The 20181-nt window shown below is 53.8% G+C and carries 13 protein-coding genes and 1 pseudogene; 8 read left to right on the forward strand and 6 right to left on the reverse strand.

Features of this window, described 5'->3' with window-relative positions; all coding sequences use genetic code 11:
- Window position 1: 1 nt before the first annotated feature.
- Together K239x_RS22775 and K239x_RS28900 are read right to left on the reverse strand one after the other, a co-directional pair.
- A complete protein-coding gene (locus K239x_RS22775; protein ID WP_419190109.1) occupies window positions 2-682 on the reverse strand; it encodes a ComF family protein in 681 nt (226 codons plus the stop codon).
- Window positions 683-712: 30 nt separating this feature from the next.
- Window positions 713-919 (reverse strand): annotated as a pseudogene (locus K239x_RS28900) (double zinc ribbon domain-containing protein); the annotation flags it as partial.
- A gap of 1074 nt (window positions 920-1993) precedes the next feature.
- On the opposite strand from K239x_RS28900, the gene K239x_RS22780 reads away from it, so the two are divergent.
- Both K239x_RS22780 and K239x_RS22785 read left to right on the forward strand, forming a co-directional pair.
- Complete coding sequence (locus K239x_RS22780) at window positions 1994-2575, forward strand: RNA polymerase sigma factor (protein ID WP_145420655.1); 582 nt, start codon at window positions 1994-1996, stop codon at window positions 2573-2575.
- A 275-nt stretch (window positions 2576-2850) separates the two neighbouring features.
- Window positions 2851-4026, forward strand: coding sequence for an SGNH/GDSL hydrolase family protein (locus K239x_RS22785; protein ID WP_419189292.1), 1176 nt, complete (start codon window positions 2851-2853; stop codon window positions 4024-4026).
- Window positions 4027-4041: 15 nt separating this feature from the next.
- Here the strand turns inward: K239x_RS22785 and K239x_RS22790 are convergent, their stop codons facing one another.
- Both K239x_RS22790 and K239x_RS22795 read right to left on the reverse strand, forming a co-directional pair.
- Window positions 4042-5910, reverse strand: a complete 1869-nt coding sequence (locus K239x_RS22790) for a proprotein convertase P-domain-containing protein (protein ID WP_145420657.1) — start codon at window positions 5908-5910, stop codon at window positions 4042-4044.
- Between the two features lie 6 nt (window positions 5911-5916).
- On the reverse strand, window positions 5917-8568 hold the full coding sequence (locus tag K239x_RS22795; protein WP_145420658.1) for a secretin N-terminal domain-containing protein: 2652 nt from the start codon (window positions 8566-8568) through the stop codon (window positions 5917-5919).
- Between the two features lie 510 nt (window positions 8569-9078).
- Between K239x_RS22795 and K239x_RS22800 the strand changes: the two genes are divergently transcribed.
- From K239x_RS22800 to K239x_RS22825, 6 genes are all read left to right on the forward strand, one after another.
- Entirely contained in the window at window positions 9079-10362 is a 1284-nt protein-coding gene (locus K239x_RS22800; protein ID WP_145420659.1) for an outer membrane protein assembly factor BamB family protein, read from the forward strand.
- 223 nt (window positions 10363-10585) lie between these two features.
- Entirely contained in the window at window positions 10586-11344 is a 759-nt protein-coding gene (locus K239x_RS22805) for an AraC family transcriptional regulator (RefSeq protein ID WP_145420660.1), read from the forward strand.
- A 107-nt stretch (window positions 11345-11451) separates the two neighbouring features.
- Window positions 11452-11973, forward strand: coding sequence for a sigma-70 family RNA polymerase sigma factor (locus tag K239x_RS22810; RefSeq protein WP_145420661.1), 522 nt, complete (start codon window positions 11452-11454; stop codon window positions 11971-11973).
- A complete protein-coding gene (locus K239x_RS22815) occupies window positions 11973-13694 on the forward strand; it encodes a LamG-like jellyroll fold domain-containing protein (protein ID WP_419189293.1) in 1722 nt (573 codons plus the stop codon). The genes K239x_RS22810 and K239x_RS22815 overlap by 1 nt, the downstream gene beginning before the upstream one ends.
- A gap of 62 nt (window positions 13695-13756) precedes the next feature.
- On the forward strand, window positions 13757-16546 hold the full coding sequence (locus tag K239x_RS22820; RefSeq protein ID WP_145420662.1) for a PSD1 and planctomycete cytochrome C domain-containing protein: 2790 nt from the start codon (window positions 13757-13759) through the stop codon (window positions 16544-16546).
- A gap of 51 nt (window positions 16547-16597) precedes the next feature.
- Window positions 16598-18013 carry a DUF1501 domain-containing protein gene (locus K239x_RS22825; protein ID WP_145420663.1) on the forward strand — a complete coding sequence of 472 codons (1416 nt, stop codon included), beginning with the start codon at window positions 16598-16600 and terminating at the stop codon, window positions 18011-18013.
- A 71-nt stretch (window positions 18014-18084) separates the two neighbouring features.
- Here K239x_RS22825 and K239x_RS22830 read toward each other — a convergent pair whose 3' ends face one another.
- Window positions 18085-19080 (reverse strand): ThuA domain-containing protein, encoded by a 996-nt coding sequence (locus tag K239x_RS22830; protein WP_145420664.1) that lies wholly within the window; start codon window positions 19078-19080, stop codon window positions 18085-18087.
- A 94-nt stretch (window positions 19081-19174) separates the two neighbouring features.
- A complete protein-coding gene (locus tag K239x_RS22835; RefSeq protein ID WP_145420665.1) occupies window positions 19175-19927 on the reverse strand; it encodes a hypothetical protein in 753 nt (250 codons plus the stop codon).
- Between the last annotated feature and the right edge of the window lie 254 nt (window positions 19928-20181).

A 20181-nucleotide genomic window follows, 5' to 3' on the forward strand; every position in this document is an offset into this window, starting at 1 on the left:
CCTACTTGCTCCACACCGCACGGGCGACCACCGCCAAGGTTACCCGTCGAGCGCCGGCGTTCCGTAGCACGGTGGCTATTTCGTTTGCCGTTGCTCCTGTGGTCAGTACGTCATCGACGACCAATATGTGCTGGTTCGCGATGACTGAGGCTCTGCCTTCGGGCGTACCGAAGATCGGTGAATCTCGTCGCCAAGCATAGCCCTTTTTCGTTGCAAAGGCACCGCTAACGTTTTTACGTCTTTCGACGTCACTGAGCCAAGCTTGTTTTTGGATGCGTCGCGTTATTCGCAGCAGCGGTTTGACTGCTAAGTTTGGATTAAGATTTGGCGAACCTACTGGGGCGGCCGCTTTGATGGCATGGGCAACTCCCTGGGCAATCGCAATGATCCCGGTCCGGCCTCCGCGCGCCCACTGGCGGCGGAAACTGGAGGGTACAAATGTGATCTGCTGGGGCGGGTCGCCATCAATCTGCGTTGCTACGTGTTCGCCCAACTGTCTACCCAAGGCATTTCCCAAAGCCGACTGCCTTGCATATTTGGCGGCGATGATCGCGTCGCAGACTTTCCCCTGATAAGTCCACTTGGCGATCACTTGATCAATTTGAAATGCTTCTTTTTTGCAGTGCACGCAGGGCTGGATGAAGGTGCTGGGGCCGCAAGCTGCGTTTTCTGCATCGGGCACGGCCAATCCTCCGGGCCTGCCACAGCGACGACAGGCCGATTTCATAGCTGGGCGACTGAGGTTCAGGGCGAGCCAGCAAGAATGGCAAAAATCCTGTTCCGTCCCGATCGGTTCGCTACAAAGCCGGCAGGCGGGCGGCAGAATCAAATCAAGAATTGTCGACGCCGCCCATCGACTGCCCGATTTCAGGCCATTTGACGCGGTTTTAGCGGGGTGGATTGCTTGCTTCGTCTGCATGTCGGCGCCCTGCTGATCCCGGTTGTTGTGCGTAAGTCGGCCGAAGTTTTTGCTTTTTCCTGTTTTTCTTCGCGAACCCTGAATAGTCCGCAGCGTCTATACGATCATCTGAAGGAAGGACAACAGAAAAAACGCCTCGTCGTTTTCTCTGGTCTTTCACAAGATTCTAGGATACTGTGTGTTCTAGAGAACCGCTCTTTGAGGCTAGTCCTGAGAGAAAAGTGGTCGAATGATCGATCACAAGGTTCTGGTTTTTTTCCTTTGCTCCGCCGCCGCACCTTCTTGGTGCTCGGGAGGTAATGAAATGCGTATCGAACAAATCACCGCCGCCATCGCCCGTCTGGTCACAAATCCAGTTGGTGAGATTGCCCGCGTCGAAACGTTCGCTCCCGTATTTTGCCTCTCATTCTGGCGAATGCGGATGCCGTTGGGGATGTCGTGTTATTCGCGTTCCTATCTGAGTTTATCGAGCTCGATGAGTGATCCGTCACTCCGGCTGGATACCAGAGGGACACGATGCCAGCACGGCATAAAACGTGGCCATTTGCTGCATCAATTTAATTTGGTGCCAGCACTTTGTCCCGCGGGAAATGCAGCAGCGTAACGCTGTCGCCCTTCCTACGGCCTGCCTCCCAAAGCAAAGAGAAAACCCTCGTGCCTTTGGTAGTTGGCTGTCCAAGCTGAAAAGTTCATTGCCGCGATGCGTTTGATTCCTTGTGAATCGTCCGACTCCTGCAAAACCATTTCAGCGAACCCCATCCTCCAAGATCGACTCGGTCGGTTCGTTTGTTTCAGCAAACCAGCCATCCACCGGATTGCATTCTGGCTTGTTGTTTTGCCGAGCGAAAAACTTCGCGACCGATCCAGGTCTCTCTTTGAGCCCGGTTCGCGTCGTCTTTTCGCAAGCTTAGCAACGCAGCCTCCTAGCAATGTTTCGTTTCTTCGGCGGCATCCTGATTACTGAAAGCAACCATTGGCAGACCGAGACGATTCGGTCACTTGCCAGACCAAATGATCGCCACACCTCGCTTTGGAAAAAAAGCCAACGGCCGGTCATCGGAAGGAAACGAAATCATGACTACTTTGCAAACTCAAGACACTGCTGCTTTGACACTAACGGTTGCCGATCTGGTTCGCGCTGCACAAGCTGGCGATCGAGATGCGTTCGGATTGCTATTCGAGCGGTACCGACCTGGTATCGTCGCTTTGGCAATGCGTCGCGTTCGCAATGCTGATGAAGCAGAAGAGCTAGCGCAAGACGTGTTCATCCAAGCGATGCAAAAGATCGACCAACTGCGAGTGCCCGAAGCGTTCGGTGGCTGGTTGCGTCGAATTGTGCACCGCATGGCGATCAACCGCATGACGCGAACTCGATCTGCGATCGCTTGCGATCCGGAAACTTTGGAAGCTACTTGTTTGGCGGATGGAACTCCCGACCAGGAGGCTCAAGATCGCGAGCAGGCTGCAGCTGTGCGGGACAGCATCGATCGATTGGGTGAACTGGATCAAGAAACGCTCAAGGCGTTTTACTTGCGAGGACAATCGCTGATCCAGATGAGTGTCGAATTCGACGCGCCCGTCGGAACGATCAAGCGACGTCTGCACGTCGCACGAAAGCGTCTGGCTAAGGAGATGGACGTGACGCAAGCTGTGTAGCAAAACCAGGCGAACCGGAGGGAGGCAGAGATGCTGACCTCCGGTTTTTTGTGCGCAAATCCAATTTCCCAAATCCGCAAGGATTGCCGTGAACCCCGGGTTTATGCGGCTGGGACGCAATTTGCGGGTCCTTTTTCCTGGTGGGCTGGTTGTCTTTGCCGGCCACATTGTGTGCCCGCTGAGATCTATAATTCGAATTCCACAGAACTGAATGCGTTCTTTCTCGGCGCGTTCGGCCAGCAAGTTCGATCTCCCTTTGCGGCACTAATCTTGGCGTGACGAATCAAAAGAAATCTCGACTGCCTGTTCGAAAAAAAATCGCGTTTGCCGCGTTGGTAGTCGTGGCGTTCTTTTCAGTGGTCGAACTGGGGTTCCGAACGGTCGAACATTTCCGCCCGCCGCGGCACGTGGATTTTGGACTGGGGTTCAACGCCGATAGCCGCGTCTTTCGGTCGATGGTTCGGCGGCCTGGGATGCTGGAGACGGATCCCGCGAAACGGGTTAGCTTTGTGCGGCAGCGTTTTCAGACTCCCAAACCAGATGGCACGTTTCGCATCGTTGCGTTGGGGGGATCGTCCGTCAACTATTTGGAACCAGAGTTTCGGGCCTTGGAAAAGAAGCTCACCTGCGACTACGCGAATCAGTTTGATCAAATCGAAATCATCAATTGCGGCGGCTTCGCTTACGGCAGCCATCGGTTAGTGATCGTCTTTCGCGAAATGCTGGAGTATTCTCCAGATCTACTCCTGCTCTATACAGGACACAACGAATTTGAAGAGATCGAACAACTGAACCTATCGTCGATCGAACGTCTTGCTTTCGATCGGGTGATTTCTCGTTCTGCGTTCATCCGATTCGTTCGAGATCGCAAAGCCGATTACGATTTGAGCCAGCTAGAGAAAGAGCACAACCAGCGTGTCCTGGCGTGTGAAGAGCCGGTCAGCGAATCCAACTTTGCTCGTGCATGGTCGTACCAGTTCACCGAGGACGACGTAAAAAAACGCATGAAGACTTATGAGCACAACGTCACGCTGATACTGCAGATGGCCAAAGAACAGGACGTGCCGGTCGTACTGGGAACCGTGCCGTCCAATCTAGCCCGGCCATATTTGCCTCAAGAGTCAGCGAAGCGTTACGAGGACGTTTACAAGTTGTGGGAAACGGGGGCCGTGGACCAAGGAAACGAATTGGCGAAGGAGATTTTGGTGGGCACTGTTGGACGCCACCAAAGTAGTTGTCTCGAAAATAACATTCTCCGCGGTCTCGCGACCAACCTGTCTGTGCCGCTAGTCGATATCGAGTCTTTGGTGATGGCTGCTGAGCCGCACGGGATACCCGGAGAGACAATGTTTGACGATCATTGCCATTTAAGCTCGCGCGGCCGCGAAGTTTGGAGCAGCGGTTTTGAACCAGAAATTCGCGCTGCGGTCGAGGCTGCTTTCGTGCAATGAGATCAGCACGAGGGGCTAATTGCGACGAGCCTGCTTGAGAAGTTTTTTCTCGCCGTTGTTCAGTTTGATTTTGCCGCCGTCGGCGCTGCGTTTGAATTCTTCACGACTGCCGCCCTGGGAGAGATGCTCCTTATATCTCTCGATGTCCTGAAGTTTTTTCGCCAATATCTGACGCTCTTCGTCTCCTAGGTCAGCGCTTTCGAGACGCTTTTCGATTTGTTGTTGCCAACCCGCTGCTTGCCGAACGCGGACCTCGGTTTTGCGCTGCTCCGCTTCGGCTTGGCGCTCCATCGGTTGCGTTTCCGCTGCCGCATTTGCCGGCGGTTGTACGGCGGCTGCCACCTCTGGCCCTGTTGCATTTGCCTGCGGTGGCAGTGCGGCATCCATTAGGTCGCTCTGCGGAGTCACGACTAATCCCCAGCTATGCAGCATGCCGAATCGTTCGCTTCGGCTGCACCGGATCACCAACTGCCACACGCCTTTGACGTTCTTGCCGTTAAACGAGGAAAGGCTGGGCTGCTTTTTGACCAACGCCTCAGGCTGAAACGTTCCCTTGAACGGTGGGCGTGTTTTGGTGATCGGAACGCTGGCTTGGTCGTCGAACACGGTGTTGTCGAAATGGTCGTCGTTGGATCCAACCGCCGTGAAAAGCTCGATCCTTTGCCCGTCGGGGCCCGTTAGATATCCGTCAAGATAACCCACGTAAGTGTGAGTGACTGACAGCTGCACATTCAAATCGCCGATCAGATAATCTTCGGTGACCTCGATTTCAGAGATGACGGTTTTGCGAGGCGGAAGCACTTCGGCTTCGGTGTTGCGGTAGTTGCCACCGACGAGCGCCCGGGAAGTAAGAACTTCCGTGGAAGTCAAAATTCCATCGCCGTTGCTGTCGTACGAAGCGAATTCATTGGCTTTTTCGTTGGTCCACTCGTCGGTGAACTCCAGCATTTCAATTTGGCTATTACGATTCGCATCCAATTCGTAAAACCACCCCGGAATCATCTCTGACGTGTCGCCGATCTGATCCTGCAACTCACCGAAATAAGCTTGCAGTTCGTCTCGCGTCAATTCGCCGTTTCGATCCGCATCGATACTTCCGGAAGGAATTCCTAGCGAAGTAACTTCGGTCGACTCCAGTCGTCCATTCTTGTTGGCATCAAATCGACTCAAGACAGACGCCGTGAGATAAGTACGACTGCCACCGTTTCGCCAATAAGAAGACCGGCTGGAGCGTTGTTCACGCTTCGGAGTCGACGACTCAATTCCATTTCCAACCCTTCGGGCTCGTTGAATCAATTCGTCGGAAGCTCCTTCGAGTAGCCGGCGCCGGGCATAGCGTTGTGCCAGCTCCATGCGGCTGAGTCGATTGTCTTTGTCGTAGTCTTCGGCAAATGGGTCGCGGTGTGTCCATCTTCCGCGACGCGCCTCGATTCGATCGACAAAACCGTCGTGATTCCTGTCGCATCGCTGCAGGCATTCGTCGGCTTCTTCCAAATCATCCGGGGTGTATGGGAACTTGATTTCCGCCAAGCCGAATTCAGGCACGAGCGGCACGTCGTCTTCCGGGCCGAAACTTCGGACAGGCGGGACATAGTCTGGTCTGACACGTTCGCCCGAGACTCCGTTCTGAATCGCGTGATAGACGCGTGCTGCTTCTTGCCATTTGTCGATGCCATATTCGCGATCGATAGACATTCGCCTCGACTTGGCGACACGTTCCAGCCACGGACGTGCAAGGGGCGTGATTTCTTCGCGGTCGATTTCGCCGTCTTGATCAGTGTCCAATCGTTCCAGCGATTGACGCAGTCCGGATTGCGCTGACGCGGTGCAAACAGCAAACGCAGCGGCAAATAGAATACCGAGCGGCAGATGTCTATTGTGCATGCTAGGTTACCGATCGCTTCGACTACGTGAACTGGTGCGCGAAGCCGAACGAGAGCTTCGCTGAGAATCTTCGCCGAGCAGCAATTGCTGAAGCACCGATTCAAAAACTTCGCCATTGACCGGTGTGATGACTTCGATTGCTTGTTCGCCACGTTCGTCGATCGCGCGGGCAAGTTTTTCGACCTGAGCATACAGAGCATCGGGAGCCGTCACGATCAACGAATTGCTGGGATCGTGGACGGCGAGCGTCATTTTGGGTTCTAAATCTTTCGCTCCACTTCGACCGCTCGCGGCGTTTTTGTCGGTGCCTTTCTTGTCCTTCGATGCTGTCTTGGCTGCCGCTGCTTTGGCCGCCGCAGCCGCTTCGCGCTGTTGATCGGCGCTGCCAGCTTTTCCACCGGCCGGTTGTCCTGGCTGACCGGAAGTCGCCAGGATGCGATTGCCGTAGGCTTGCCGAATCACATCGGCGACTTCGCTTGCACGCGTGTTGACGAGTTCGATGACCCGCGTCGTGCCGTGAGTTTCGATGTCGATGATGCTGTTGTCCTTATCCAGGATCTTCAAATAGCCTTCGATCAACTCAATGTCGCTGCTGGTGCCTTGTGCTATCAGCCGGTTCAGCCGGGAGTCAGCAACCACAGTGATCGAGCCCGACATCATGGTGGTCGTGCCATCGCGGTTTGTTACAAAGCTGCCCAGGAAGCTGCCCATCGAACTGGCCGAAACGAAGCCATTGACAAGCGTCCCGGCTTCGCCTTCGCGAGCCGATTCGCCACCGTCGAGTAGCTCGGCCAACATCCGCAGTGCATCGTCGGATCGAGTGTATTTCAAGTAATAGACGACCGGAGCGGACGGCAGCGATTCGACAGGTCCCGCGATTGTTCGCAAGTGTTCCTCGAATCGATCGAGAGCACTGATGTCGTCGGATTGAACCAGTAGCCCACGCGATGTGACCTGGCAACGGATAGCGGCTGCTTTGCTGCTAGCGTTGGACGTCAGAACACGCTGGTTTCGCAGGTCGATCGCAGCCAGTTGCACGTTGGAGGTGGGTTGCTTGGGTTCTTCGTCCACCAGCGTTCGTTCCGTGACGGTGCCGCGAGCGTCATCGTTGGAGCGGTACATGATGACGGAGTTCGCACCTCGCCAAAATTTGGAAGCGGTCACCAACGTTCGCTCGGCTTCTTCGCCCTTCAGAGGCAGGATCCGCATGTCACTTTGATCATCTGTCGCCGCGATTGGTGCGTCCAAGCCAGCGACGATCTTTTTGATCTGTTCGATTTGCGGACGTTTGGCACGTACAAACAAACGCATGTTGCCAGGATCGGCATCAATTTTGGGTGTGTCAGGGTCGATGTCTTTTGCGTCAGTCAGAGCATCGGGAAGGTCCAGCATTTCTTCCAGCAGGCTGATCACAAAGTAGGGATCAACGGTTTTGAGTGGGATGACCTCGAAATCTGCCGCGGACGCTTTCAACTGTTCGACGGTGGCTTCGATTTCTTTTTGCACCAACGGAGTGGCCAAGGCGACGACACTGCCGGCTTCTTCGTCAATCGATAGTCGGACTTCTTTGTCGGCCAATAGAGTTAGCAAAACGTTGTAGACCGTTTGGACATTGCCACCTTCGACAACGTGAGCTTTCAAAACGTTGTCACCACTGTTGGTCATCGTCTTTTTGGGTTTGTCCAACGACGCGACTAGGTTCTCCAGTAGCTTGACTTTGTCTTCGACACCCGTGACAAAAATGTTCTTGCCTTCTAAGTCAGCTGACAGGCTGACGTCGATTCCAATCATCTCACCGGTTGCCATGCCCATGTGAGGGCGAGCGACCAGCAGAATGTCTTCGGCCTCGACGTGCTGCAGGCTAAACGTTTTGACGACTGTCCCGTTCTCCATTCCGGCCGGGCTAAACGCATCCAAGATGGCTTTGACGTTTTTGAGCCGACCAGCGGTGTCGGTGATCATCAGCTGGTTGGTTTTGGAAAACACGGCAGGCGTCGTCATCAAGTTCAGCGCGCTCAGTTCTTCCACGGCGTCTTCCGCTTCGATTTCACCAAGTGGGAATATGCATTTGATCACATCGTGATTTTCTCGCGTCGCGAGCTGCTCGACCGTGACCAACTGAGCGATTGATTCCAGTTGTTGCATGCTGCGCGGATCGGACAGGTTGATGACCGTCAGCAACTTGCCGCTGCGAACTAATGTGAAACCCTGTGGCAGCAGAAACAAATTGATGCGGTCCACTGCCTGTTGGTACGTAAACGCACTTTGGTCGGAATAGGTAAAACTGCCGTTGGGAACATCGCTCACGTGCAGTGCCAGTTGAGCTTCATCCGCGATCCAGCTAATCACATCGCGCCAGGGAGTGCCGTCGAATGAAAATCGAACCGTACCAGGACTTAGGTGCTTGCCTGCACCGAATTGGTTTTCGGGTTCTTTGTTTGCAGGTCGAATGATGGAGGGCTGTATCGCAGCGCGTTCGGCTTCTAAAAATTCTTCAGGGATTTGCGGCGGCTGGATATCAAGAGGTTCTTGGGCCGACACACTGGTCGCATTTGCGATGATCGTGATAGCTAACGCTGCAAGTGCGCGAAGACCGATTTGAACGGATGGTGTGGGCAACCATCGTTTAGTCCAAAGCGTCGCAAGAAGGCGAGACATTCGAATCTGTGGGTGAATGGATTTGCGACGCGCTGACGACATTGAATGGGGTCGCACAGAGTGACGCTGCGACAACCAAGTGACACCGTAAAACGGTTGACGCTTGGCCAATTGCATGGTGGGTGGGAATGGTGGCGGGGTACTATGACAGAGGGGCAAATGCGCCCACGATGTCTATTTTTGCCGGGCCTTTCAAAGTATCAAAATCACTGCAAAAGTCAATATTTCTTTGGTGCTCCAGTGACCTTTCCGTAAGCTGGAGAGGGTCAGTTTTGGGGATTGGAGGGCGTTTGCTGGGAATGTTCGCCGTCTAGGCCCTCATCGAGGCCATCCTTTGGTCAAGGTGTTTGCGGGGGAAGAAAGCGTCGGGAGCGGCCTCGCCTCCGCCTGAGGGCTCCCCTTTCGGGGTACCGGCGATCAATGCTTATGATGAACACCCCAATCGTGTTTTTTGACTCAGACGCGAATGGTAGGTGCCCGATTCTTTCTACCAACTCATTTGGATCTCCGATGAATCCACGTTCATTCATTGCGCAAACGCTCATTGTCGTCCCGTTGTTTTTGCTAGTAGAACTGCTGGCTTGCCAGGCTGTCGCTCAAGAATGGACGCGGTTTCGCGGTCAGGCCGGAAGCGGGATTGGCGGCGAAAATATTCCGTCGGTATGGAGCGACTCAGAGAACCTTGCTTGGAAAACGAAGTTGCCGGGGAAAGGATCCAGCAGTCCCGTCGTTTGGGGTGACAAGGTTTTCTTGACGGCATTTTCCGGGTACGGACTGAGTGCAGAAGAGCCGGGTGACCGAGCCGATTTGAAGTTGCATGTGATTTGTCTTTCGCTCGCCGATGGAAAAATCCTCTGGGATCGTCAGGTCGACCCGTCAGCGGAAGAGCAGAACGCATCGAAGCGCGTGGTCGATCACGGCTACGCTTCGCCAACCGCCTGCGTCGACAGTGAAAACGTGTACGCGTTCTTTGGGCCGTCAGGGTTGGTCGCGTTTTCTCACGAAGGTCAACAGCTTTGGCGCCGAAGCGTCGGAACTAAAACGGCTGGATTTGGTGCTGCCGCAAGCCCAGTGCTTTGGGATGACCTTGTGATAATCAATGCGTCGATCGAAGACGGTGCGGTCTACGGAATCGAAAAGTCGACGGGCGTAGTGCGCTGGCGAACCGGCGAAATCACCAAGGCCTGGACGACACCGACCTTGGTCACGTTAAGTGCCGGCAACACGGAGTTGGTCGTCAATCAAAAAGAAGCGATCCTAGGATTGGATCCCCAAACGGGTTCGCGGCTTTGGTCATGTGATGCCATCGAGGACTACGTCGTGCCATGCGTTGTCGCAGACGGCGAGACGTTGTACTGCAGTGGGGGGCGTAGCAACAAAACGTTTGTTGTCAAAGCAGGTGGTCGCGGTGATGTCAGCGAATCGCATCAAGTGTGGGACGCTTCGCTGGGGGCCAATGTGACCAGTCCTGTGTTGTTAGACGGACATCTTTATTGGTCTCACGACAAATCAATCGCCTTGTGCTTGCGTGCCAGTGATGGCGAAATGATGTTTCGCGAGCGGATGCCAACTCGCAGTCGCGTGTACGCTTCGGTTGTCAGCGATGGCGAAAAACTGTTTTTGACGACTCGCGACGCCGGTGTCTTGGTGCTGGCAGCTTCGCCAGAATACAAGCAGATCGCGGTCAACAAACTCGGCGCTGATGGCGAGATGTTCAATGCAACGCCCGCTCTGGTGGGCCCGTCATTGCTGATTCGCTCCGATCAGAATCTCTATTGCATCAGGCAAGACTAGATAGGAATCGTCCAATTTCAGACAGCGGCGTTTGCTGCTGAACTTGATTTACTCAACTTCGTCGTGCGTCTGGAAAGTGTTTTCACATGCAAGTAATCTGGATGATACATTGAAGGGTTCAGGACGCCCTTGTTTGCGCTGACTCCTTGTGATTGGGCGCTCCTGATTGTTCGACGTGTCCATTCCAACTTTACCCTTCGACTCACCCGCCGAGGCTGCATCAATGAGGACGAGCCAACCTGAATTGCGTGACACTTTCTTGCGCCGGCTTGGTTCGCGGCATCAGTTTTATCTTCTGTTTGACAATATCCCTCGGGTGTATTTTTTCGTCAAAGACATTGAGAGCCGAATGATCCTTGGCAGTCGGCCGTTGCTGAATCGCCTTGGGATGGAAAATCCCGATGACATCATCGGCAAGACTGACTTTGACTTTTTTCCGCGGCATGTTGCCGAGAACTTCATACGTGATGACCAAGCAGTGATCGCGTCTGGCCAGCCGCTGATCAATCATCTGGAGCTTTGGTACAACGACCAGCGGATGCTGGAAATGTTTATGACGCAGAAGCATCCCGTTTTTGCGTCCGACGGCCAGGTCATCGGAGTGATGGGGACGGTTCAGAATTACGAACATAATAAGCAGCAGGTCATTCCGTACGCGGCCGTGATCCGAGTGGTCGACTACATTCGCGAACACTATGGAGACCGCATCAAAGTTCCTGATCTAGCCGATCTAGCGGGAATTTCGACTCGGCAACTCAATCGACGATTTGTAGAAGTGTTTGGGATCAGCGTGCAGAATTTCTTGATCAAGACTCGCATCCAAGCTTCCTGCGACGCGCTCCTGAACGGTGACAAGTCGATCGCGGACATTGCGATCCAAGTCGGTTTTTGCGATCAGAGTGCGTTTACACAGCATTTTCGCAAGCATATTGGCGTTACGCCGTACAAATATCGCAGCCGATCGGGCTGCCTGATGGATTAATACGAAAAAGCAATCGGTTTTCTGTAACCCATTGCTAATTGGCGGTAAATGCTGGTTGCCGCGGGGTTTCCGCCGGATGATCGTCCCGTTTATCAACACTGCTGTTCATGTCATCACCGTCTGACACCGAGCGATTCGTGCAATTCATTGCCGAACATCAAAATCGGATCTACGGTTACGTCTATTCGATGCTGGGAGACCATACGTCGGCATCCGACGTGGTTCAGGAAACCAATCTGGTGCTCTGGCGAAAGAAGGATCAATTCGACCCGTCGGCTGCTTTTTTGCCTTGGGCGTTTGGGATCGCGCGAATGCAAGTGCTTGCCCATGTCCGTGATCTTGGCCGCAGTCGGTGTGTGCTGGATCAAGAATTGGTTGAAATGATGTCAGCGGAAGCCGAAGCTCAGTCGCGGCAAATGGATTCACTGCAAGCAGCAATGCGTCGATGTTTGTCGGAAATGCCGCCCAAGCATCGCGACATGATTCAAACTCGCTATTTCAAATCGGCGTCGATCAAACAAGTCGCCGAAGTCTTTGATCGCGGCGTGAGTGATGTAAAGGTGACCTTGCTTCGGTTGCGTCAGAAATTGCGAGACTGCGTTGTCCGCCGCATGGAGGGAGAAGCATAATGATGGCTAACGACCAAACACTCGACGAACTGTTGATCGAACTGGAAAGCGGTTCGATCAGCGAGCAACAGCGTGAGTTGTTGCGATCCAAATTGCGAGAGAGCGAAGAGGCGCGAAAACAGTTCCTGCAATGGCAGATGTTGTCCGCTGCAATGCAGTTGGAATCCGCTTCGGGCGGCATGCCCATAGGCGACGATGCGTCGATCGGATTGGTTGCCAGTCAGCCTGATCCGCAGCCAGACAGCACGCCGGTTCAACCTACAAACCGGCCAAAGCCACGTCTGGCTTTGCGATGGAAGTCGTTGCTGACTCTTGCCGCCGGAGTTGGTTTGTGCCTGTTGGCAACACGCTGGGCTTACCTGGAGTGGGGCGGGCAATTGGCAAAGCTTCGAATGGCCGCGGAGCAAACTCAATCGGCGACCGACTTTCCCTCCCAGGCACGAAATGCGGAGGCCACTGCATCGGGCATCGCCATGGTGACTCGTTTGGTCGATGCCAAATGGGACGACACGACGCCGAATCTTGAAATTGGCACCGCCCTGAAACCTGGCGCGGTCAGTTTGCAGTCAGGCTATGCGCAGATTGAGTTTTTCTGCGGTGCAACGGTCGTCTTGGAAGGTCCCGCCCAGATGGAGCTGATTTCGTCGACGTCGGCGAAATTTCTTCGTGGCCGATTGCGTGCCACCGTGCCCCCGGCGGCGCGCGGGTTTGAGATTGACGTAGATGACATGAAAGTCGTCGACTTGGGAACTGAGTTTGGGTTGGCTGTCACGGACAAAGGTGCCGATGTTCAGGTTTTTGATGGTGAAGTGGAACTGCATCGCTCGGGCGCCGAAAAACAGCTGCTTACTGCCGGTCAGGCGATTCAGCGAGACAACGAACAACTAAGCCATTTGGCAGCAACACCCGATCAGTTTGTCGATCTCGCCAGCCTGGATACTCAGGCTCGCGGTCAGACGGCGCAGCGATATCAAAGGTGGTTGGCGTATTCGCGGAAGCTGCGAAAAGATTCGCGACTGATTGCCTATTACGCCATGGACGAAACGCAGCCTTGGAATCGAAAATTGTTGAACAAGGCGGAGCCGTCCAAAGGCGAACTGGCCGCGTCCGAATACGACGGAGCCATTGTCGGAGCCAGCCGGATTGCGGGACGATGGCGTGATAAAGATTCTTTGGAATTCAAGCAGCCCGGTGACCGCGTTAGAGTGAATGTCCCTGGCGAATTTCGTTCGTTGACGTTTGCTGTTTGGGTTAAAATCGACAGCTTGGATCGCTGGTACAATTCGTTGTTCTTGACCGACAGTTATCAAAAAGGTGAACCGCACTGGCAGATCCTTGATACGGGGCAGTTGTTCTTTTCGGTCCGAGCGGCTGAATCGGTCTCGGGTCCTGAGCACAAAAAAGTGCTGTCACCTCCGTTCTGGAATCCTTCGCTGAGTGGACGGTGGTTGCACCTGGCAACGACGTACGACGTCGATGCCAAACAAACAATTCACTATCTGAATGGCAAACAAATCCATCAAGAAACGATTCCCGATTTTCAATTGGTCGAAACTACGCGAATCGGGATGGCGTCGATTGGGAACTGGTCGATGCCTACGAAAGAAGATGACCATTTTGCCGTTCGTAACTTGAACGGCAGTTTGGACGAACTTGCGATTTTTAAGGCGGCACTTTCGCCTGAAGAGATCGCCCAGATGTATGAACACGGCAGGCCGTAAGTTGATCGTTGATCGATCCGAATCCGAAACGACATTAACTACCTTTGAATGTTGAAGAACTAATGAATCGCTTTTTCAAAACTACCCTCGCGTCGACGTTGATCGTTGGCTGTGTCGTGCTTGCCTCGCAATCGATGGCTGAACAGACAACGACCGAGGACGTCAAAGAAGCAAAACTCTTTACGCTAAAGATCTTGCCTCTGTTGAAAGAGAAGTGCTTGGGCTGCCACGGAGCGGACCCCAACGACATCAAAGGTGACTATGACGTCCGGAATCGCGAAGTCCTATTGGCGGGGGGCGAATCCGACGAGCCCGCGATTATTCCTGGCAAGCCCGACGAGAGTCCGTTCTATGAAGCCATCATGTGGGACGGAATGGAAATGCCGCCCAAAGAGAACGATCGCCTGACGGAAGAGCAAACGAAAATGATCCGCCATTGGATCGAAGTCGGCGCGCCGTGGCCCAGCGAAGAGGAGCAGTCGAAAATCAAAAAGGCTGAATGGTCCGTTGCTGAAAACGATGATGGCGTGTTGGTGTCGACGAGCGGTGGGTTGGCCGATGAGTGGACGTATCGCCGATACCAAAAAGAAGATGTATGGGCCTTTCGTAGCGTTCAAAAAACATTCGATCACGATTCGGTCGATGGCTTTGTCAACGCAAAGTTGGCCGATGCTGGGATCGATCCCGCTCCCTTTGCGTCCCCCGAGCAATTGCTCCGCCGTGCATCGTATGACGTGATCGGCCTGCCACCGACGCCACAAGAACAGAAAGAGTTTTTGGCTGCGTGGGAAAAGAATTCTGATCAGGCCTGGAGCGATCTGATCGATCGTTTGTTGGAAAGTGATCACTACGGCGAACGCTGGGGACAGCATTGGTTGGACGTGGCTCGCTATGCCGACACGACGGGTTTTTCGAATGACTACGAACGGTCCAATGCATGGCGTTATCGCGATTACGTGATTCGATCGCTCAATAACGACAAACCTTATGACCTGTTTGTCAAAGAACAAATTGCGGGCGACGAACTGAATCCCGGAGACCCCGAAGCCACTATAGCGACGGGGTTCCTAAGAATGGGGGCGTGGGGAACCGCGATGATCCCTGCTGCCGAAGCGCGTCAATTGTACCGGGACGATGTGGTGCATTCGATCGGGCAGTCGTTTTTGTCGATGCCGATGCGATGTTGTAAATGCCACGATCACAAGTTTGATCCGATTCCGACGCAAGATTACTACCGGATGTACGCTTCCATTTCGGCAACACAGCCTGCTGAGATGCCTGCCGAATTTCTGCCCAGTGAGAATCGAAATCGATTTGCAGAGACCAAAGAACTGGTCAACAAGCTGTGGGACTATTCGCATTCGCGTCGCAACGCATTACACGAAAAACGTGAGTCAGCCGCGAAGAAGTGGTACAAGGAAAACAATCTGCCTTACAAAAACAATGAAGAGCGTAAGAACGATCCGGAAGACAAAAAGCCAATGCGGCACGTTGGGCTGACCGAAACAGAGCAAGGTCAATTGAAAGTGCGGGAGCAAGACACCTGGATCTGGGAGCGACGTAAAGAACGCGTTCAGCCGCTCGCGCAGAGCGTGTACAACGGAGCCGATTCGAACCAGAACGATCGAAAACTTCGCAAGCCTAAGAAGGCGAAGCCGGGCGACAAGAACTGGCATCCTGAGTCAGTCATCTTTCTGGGCGGATCCTACATGGCAAAAGGCGATCCCGTCACGCCGGGTGTCTTGAGCGGATGTGGATTGCCTGTTCCTGGTGCTCCCTCCGACGATCCGTTCGCCATTACGACTGACATCGATGGGCGTCGTTTGCAACTGGCCAACTGGATTGCTCATCCCGACAACCCGCTGACCGCACGTTCGATGGTGAATCGGATTTGGCAGTACCACTTTGGCAAAGGGATTGTGCGGACGGCCAATAATTTTGGTGTCAAAGGTGCGAACCCGACCCATTTGGAACTATTGGATTGGATGACGCAACAGTTTTTGGCAGGCGGTTGGAAAATGAAACGCATGCACAAGCTAATCATGATGTCCGACGCGTATCGTCGCGGCGTGGTGCATCCCAATCAAGAACAGCTTGATGCAGTCGATTCTGAAAATAGCCTTTTGGCCCGTTTCATGCCACGACGTTTGTCGGCCGAAGAATACCGTGACGGAATGCTGTCGGTCACCGGCGAATTGAATCGCGAGCTCGGTGGTTTGCCGATCGTTCCCGAGATCAATATGGAAGTCGCCTTGGAGCCTCGGATGATTCAGTTTTCGATCGCTCCGGCCCAGCAGCCTTCGCGAACTCCGGAGGAACGAAACCGTCGTTCGATTTATGCCTACCGTGTCCGTGGTCAGGCAGATCCGTTTTTGGAAGTTCTGAACAAGCCCAATCCAAACGATTCGTGTGATTTTCGGGACGCCGCTGCGGTGTCGCCTCAAGCGTTCACGCTTTTCAATAGCGATTTAATGTCCGATCGATCGATTGCACTTGCGAAGCGAGTCGAGGCGGAAGCGAAGGGCGTGGATGAACAAATCTCGCGTGCGTTTGAATTGACGCTTGGTCGTGAAGCGAATGATGGAGAACGGAAACGTCTTTCAGAGTACGTTGCCGAGATGGCCACTTACCACAAACAGAATAAGCCTGATCCGGTGGCTTACCCGACCAAGATCACGCGATCTTTGGTCGAAGAGTTCACCGGCAAGGAGTTCACATACGAAGAGTGGTTGCCGGTTTTTGAAAACTACGTGCCCGATGCAAAACCCGACACTGTATCGCCACAGACACGCGCGCTGGCCGACCTGTGTCTGTTGCTCTTCAACGCCAACGAATTCATGTACGTCTACTAAGCCAGCCGACGTCTCCAAATCAGAACTACGACTCGAACAATCAATAAAGCTATGACTGGACTACCACGTCGCGATTTTCTTTACGGTCTCGGATCTTCATTAGGTACTTTGGCACTGACCGACATGTTGGCTGCGGACGGCACGGGCGCCGAACAGCTTGTAGCGGCAGCCGGCAAAGACGGTCCCCTGTCGCCCAAACCTCCGTTGCATCCGGCCAAGGCCAAAGCTGTGATCATGTTGTTCATGGAAGGCGGTCCCAGCCAGATCGATACGTTCGATCCAAAGCCGGAGTTGAGCAGGTTGCACTTGACCGAATCCAAACGCACCGAAGGTTTGGCAACGGGCAAACGTTTCTATGTCGGAAGCCCCTTCAAAAGTCGCAAGGTCGGCGAATCGGGAATCGACATGAGTGACCAATGGGTCCACATGGCAGACAAAGAAATTGCCGATGAATTGTGTGTCTATCGTGGTTGCCAAGCCGAATCGCTCAATCACCCCGAAGCGTTGCTGCAGATGAATACGGGGAGCCGGTTGGGCGGTGATCCAGCCGTTGGGTCTTGGATGACTTATGGCCTGGGCAGCGAAAACCAGAACCTACCAGGGTACGTGGTGATGACCGAATTGGCGGCGCCGCAGGCTGGTTCGACCAACTGGTCGAACGGTTTTTTGCCGGCCTACTACCAAGGGACGACTTTCCGTTCACAAGGTTCTCCGATTTTGGATTTGAATCCTCGGTCGCACAAAAGCCGCAAGCACCAGCGTCGCGCTTTGGACGAATTGGCAATGCTGAACCAGGCACATTTGCAATCGCACCCCGAGCACGGCGACTTGGCTGCGAGAATGGAAAGCTACGAATTGGCTTACCGCATGCAGACGGCGGTCCCCGATATCGTCGACCTAGCCAAAGAACCCAAGCATGTCGTCGAATCGTACGGCATCGACGGCGAAGACGACATGTTTGCCAAGCAGTGCTTGATGGCTCGCCGACTGGTTGAACAAGGCGTTCGATTTGTGCAGATCTTTTCGGGCGGTTGGGATAGCCACGACTATTTGGAGCGTGGTCACTCGGCTCGGATCTCAAGTGTCGACAAACCGATCGCAGCGTTGATCAAGGATCTGAAACGATGCGGGCTTCTGGACGAAACCTTGGTGGTTTGGACCGGCGAGTTTGGACGCACGCCGGACAACAATTATCGTGGTGGTGTGACCAGCGTAGGTCGCGGACACAATGTCGACGCGATGAACATGTGGTTCGCCGGTGGCGGTGTCAAGAAAGGAACGATCGTTGGCGGCACGGATGAAATCGGCGCCAAAGCGGTCGAGTGTGTTCACCCGATCCGCGACGTTCACTGCACGCTGCTGCATCTCATGGGATTAGACGACAATAAGCTGACGTACTTCCACGGTGGGCGCTACAAACAGCTATCGCAATTCGGCGGGGAAGTGATTGACGAATTGATCGCCTAGCTGTTGAACGCCTAGATTTGATTGCCTAGGCGGGACCTAGGCATCGGATCGATTCGGAAGCAGGCCAGAGCCTACTTGGCGGTCTGAAGTGCGTGGAATGCACGCGCACTGGATGCTTCTGGCTTGGGGAAATCCTCGGGGATTTCGGTCAAGGTAACTGCACCTGTGGCGGCCCATTCCGTTCCACGAATCAGTGTCGTGATAAAACCGACACATTCGACGCTGTAGTCAGCGTGGCCCATCGTCGAGTGAAAGACGCGGCCTTTGCCATAGTCGATCGTCATCAACTTGGGTTCGTTGCGTCCAGTGCCTTTGTATTTCTTGTCTGCAAATGCCGTGGCCAAGATGGTCATGTTGTCGGCTGGTCCGCGCAGTTCTTGGTACAGTTCGTCTTTGGTGTGCATCCAAGATCGTGGCAGGCCTTTTGTGATGGGGTGATCGGGGTTGCGAATCACGATTTGGTATTCGTGTTGCGGGCCATGAGCACCGCCGCGGCCTTCTGAATCGTCTCGAACCGTTTTGCCATCGTTGTCGATGTAGACGTACGGCCCCGATTTTTCCGTTCGGCCACCCCAGCCGCCCAGGCCGATCATCTTGTTGTACTCGGCCCAGTCGCCCCACGAATTGTCAGCGGCGTGAACAACGACTAACCCGCCGCCGCCTTTGACGAATTCCTCAAAGGCTTTCTTTGTCTCTTCGGGCCACGGTGCTGCGTTGTAGCCAAAGTTATTCAAGACCACGTCATAGTTGGAAAACGTGGGTTTGAAATCGGGGTCTGTTTTAGCTTGTGGCAAATCTTGGTAAGTCTTGCCGTCGTCCAGCGGAAACTCTTTGAGTAGCTCGCCGCCTTTCCAAGTGAACTGACTGCGTTGGACGTCGACACTGAAGCGACCGGTTTCTTCCAAATACTGCTTCATCATGGCTGTCGTTTTGGGCCAAGCAGTGTGGTTGTTTTGGCCGTCGATGATCAGCACCTTCAGCTTCTCATCAGCATTGACGCTGGCGCAAAACAGTGAAAAGACACCCAGGATGCAGGGCAAAAGGTAGGTCAAAACGCGACGCGACATGTGTGGAGCTCCAAAGACAACGATTAAGATTGAACGACGACATCTTAACCAGTTCACCATCAGAAGTGGTGGTGGTCGGAGGGCACAAATGGCGTTAAATTTCGCTCTCAGCGTACTTGTATTCGGTTGTTAACAGCACCATTCGCCTCCGCGATCCCATGCGAACGAATGCTTCGCGGGTATAGGTTTTCATCGGCACATTGCTGTCGATGCTAATCAGAGCCACGCCCTTTTGAATCTCATCGGCACTGCGCGTCTGAACCAGAAAAGTCTCGTCTTCGATTTTGATAAAGTAAATCGAATCGGGGTAAATGTCTTCTTCACTCTCGACAGGGCGAAATCCAAAGTGTTTTGCGATCCACGCTAGCTGCTCGTCTCCATCAATTTCCTTGAATCGACCGAGGAACAACTTCGTCACGTCGTCGCGGTTGGCCGGCCGGTCATAGACTCCGTTTTGCAATTCCTGCTGCGATTCAGAAACATCCGACGATGTCGACTCTGTATCGGGCTTCTCTTTCGCTTTTGCTTGATCACGATCCGCCAGTTTTCGCAGTTTTGGCAGCATTTCATCAAAGGCTTTCAAGATTTCTTTGACCTTGTCTTGTTTTCGCTCGATGCGTTTGATCTGTTTTGCCGCGTCAGGTGCTTTTGCATCCACCTGCGTTTCGGCCGATGATTTCATCAATCGCGATCGACTCTGCGAGTAACTTTCGCGAGCTTCTTCGATTCGCTCGAGCGACTGAATCGAATTTTTCTCGATGAAAAGCGTCCGGGCATCCAGCACAGCAAATGCTGATTTGCTGCCGCGAAGCAATTTGTAGAGGTTTTGAAAATCCTCGGCGTTCATGTTGGGTTGCCTCGTTGTTGCGGCTTCGATGCGGCAATGGAATCGGTGAACCGCGAACTCAATTCGCGGTGCTCCGATATGCTACATCATTACAGGCTGCGTTTTCTAGTTTATTCTCTTGTGCCTGCGCATCGCAAACAGTGATCGATTCTAGCGAGTGTCACTGTGGAGGGGGGAGCTGACCTCATCGATCGTACCCCGCAAAGCCAAGGTTGCGGCTTTCGTTGCAAACAGAGTCTTTCATTGCCATGCCG

It is taken from the genome of Stieleria marina (assembly GCA_007741555.1).
Taxonomy (GTDB): Bacteria; Planctomycetota; Planctomycetia; order Pirellulales; family Pirellulaceae; genus K23-9.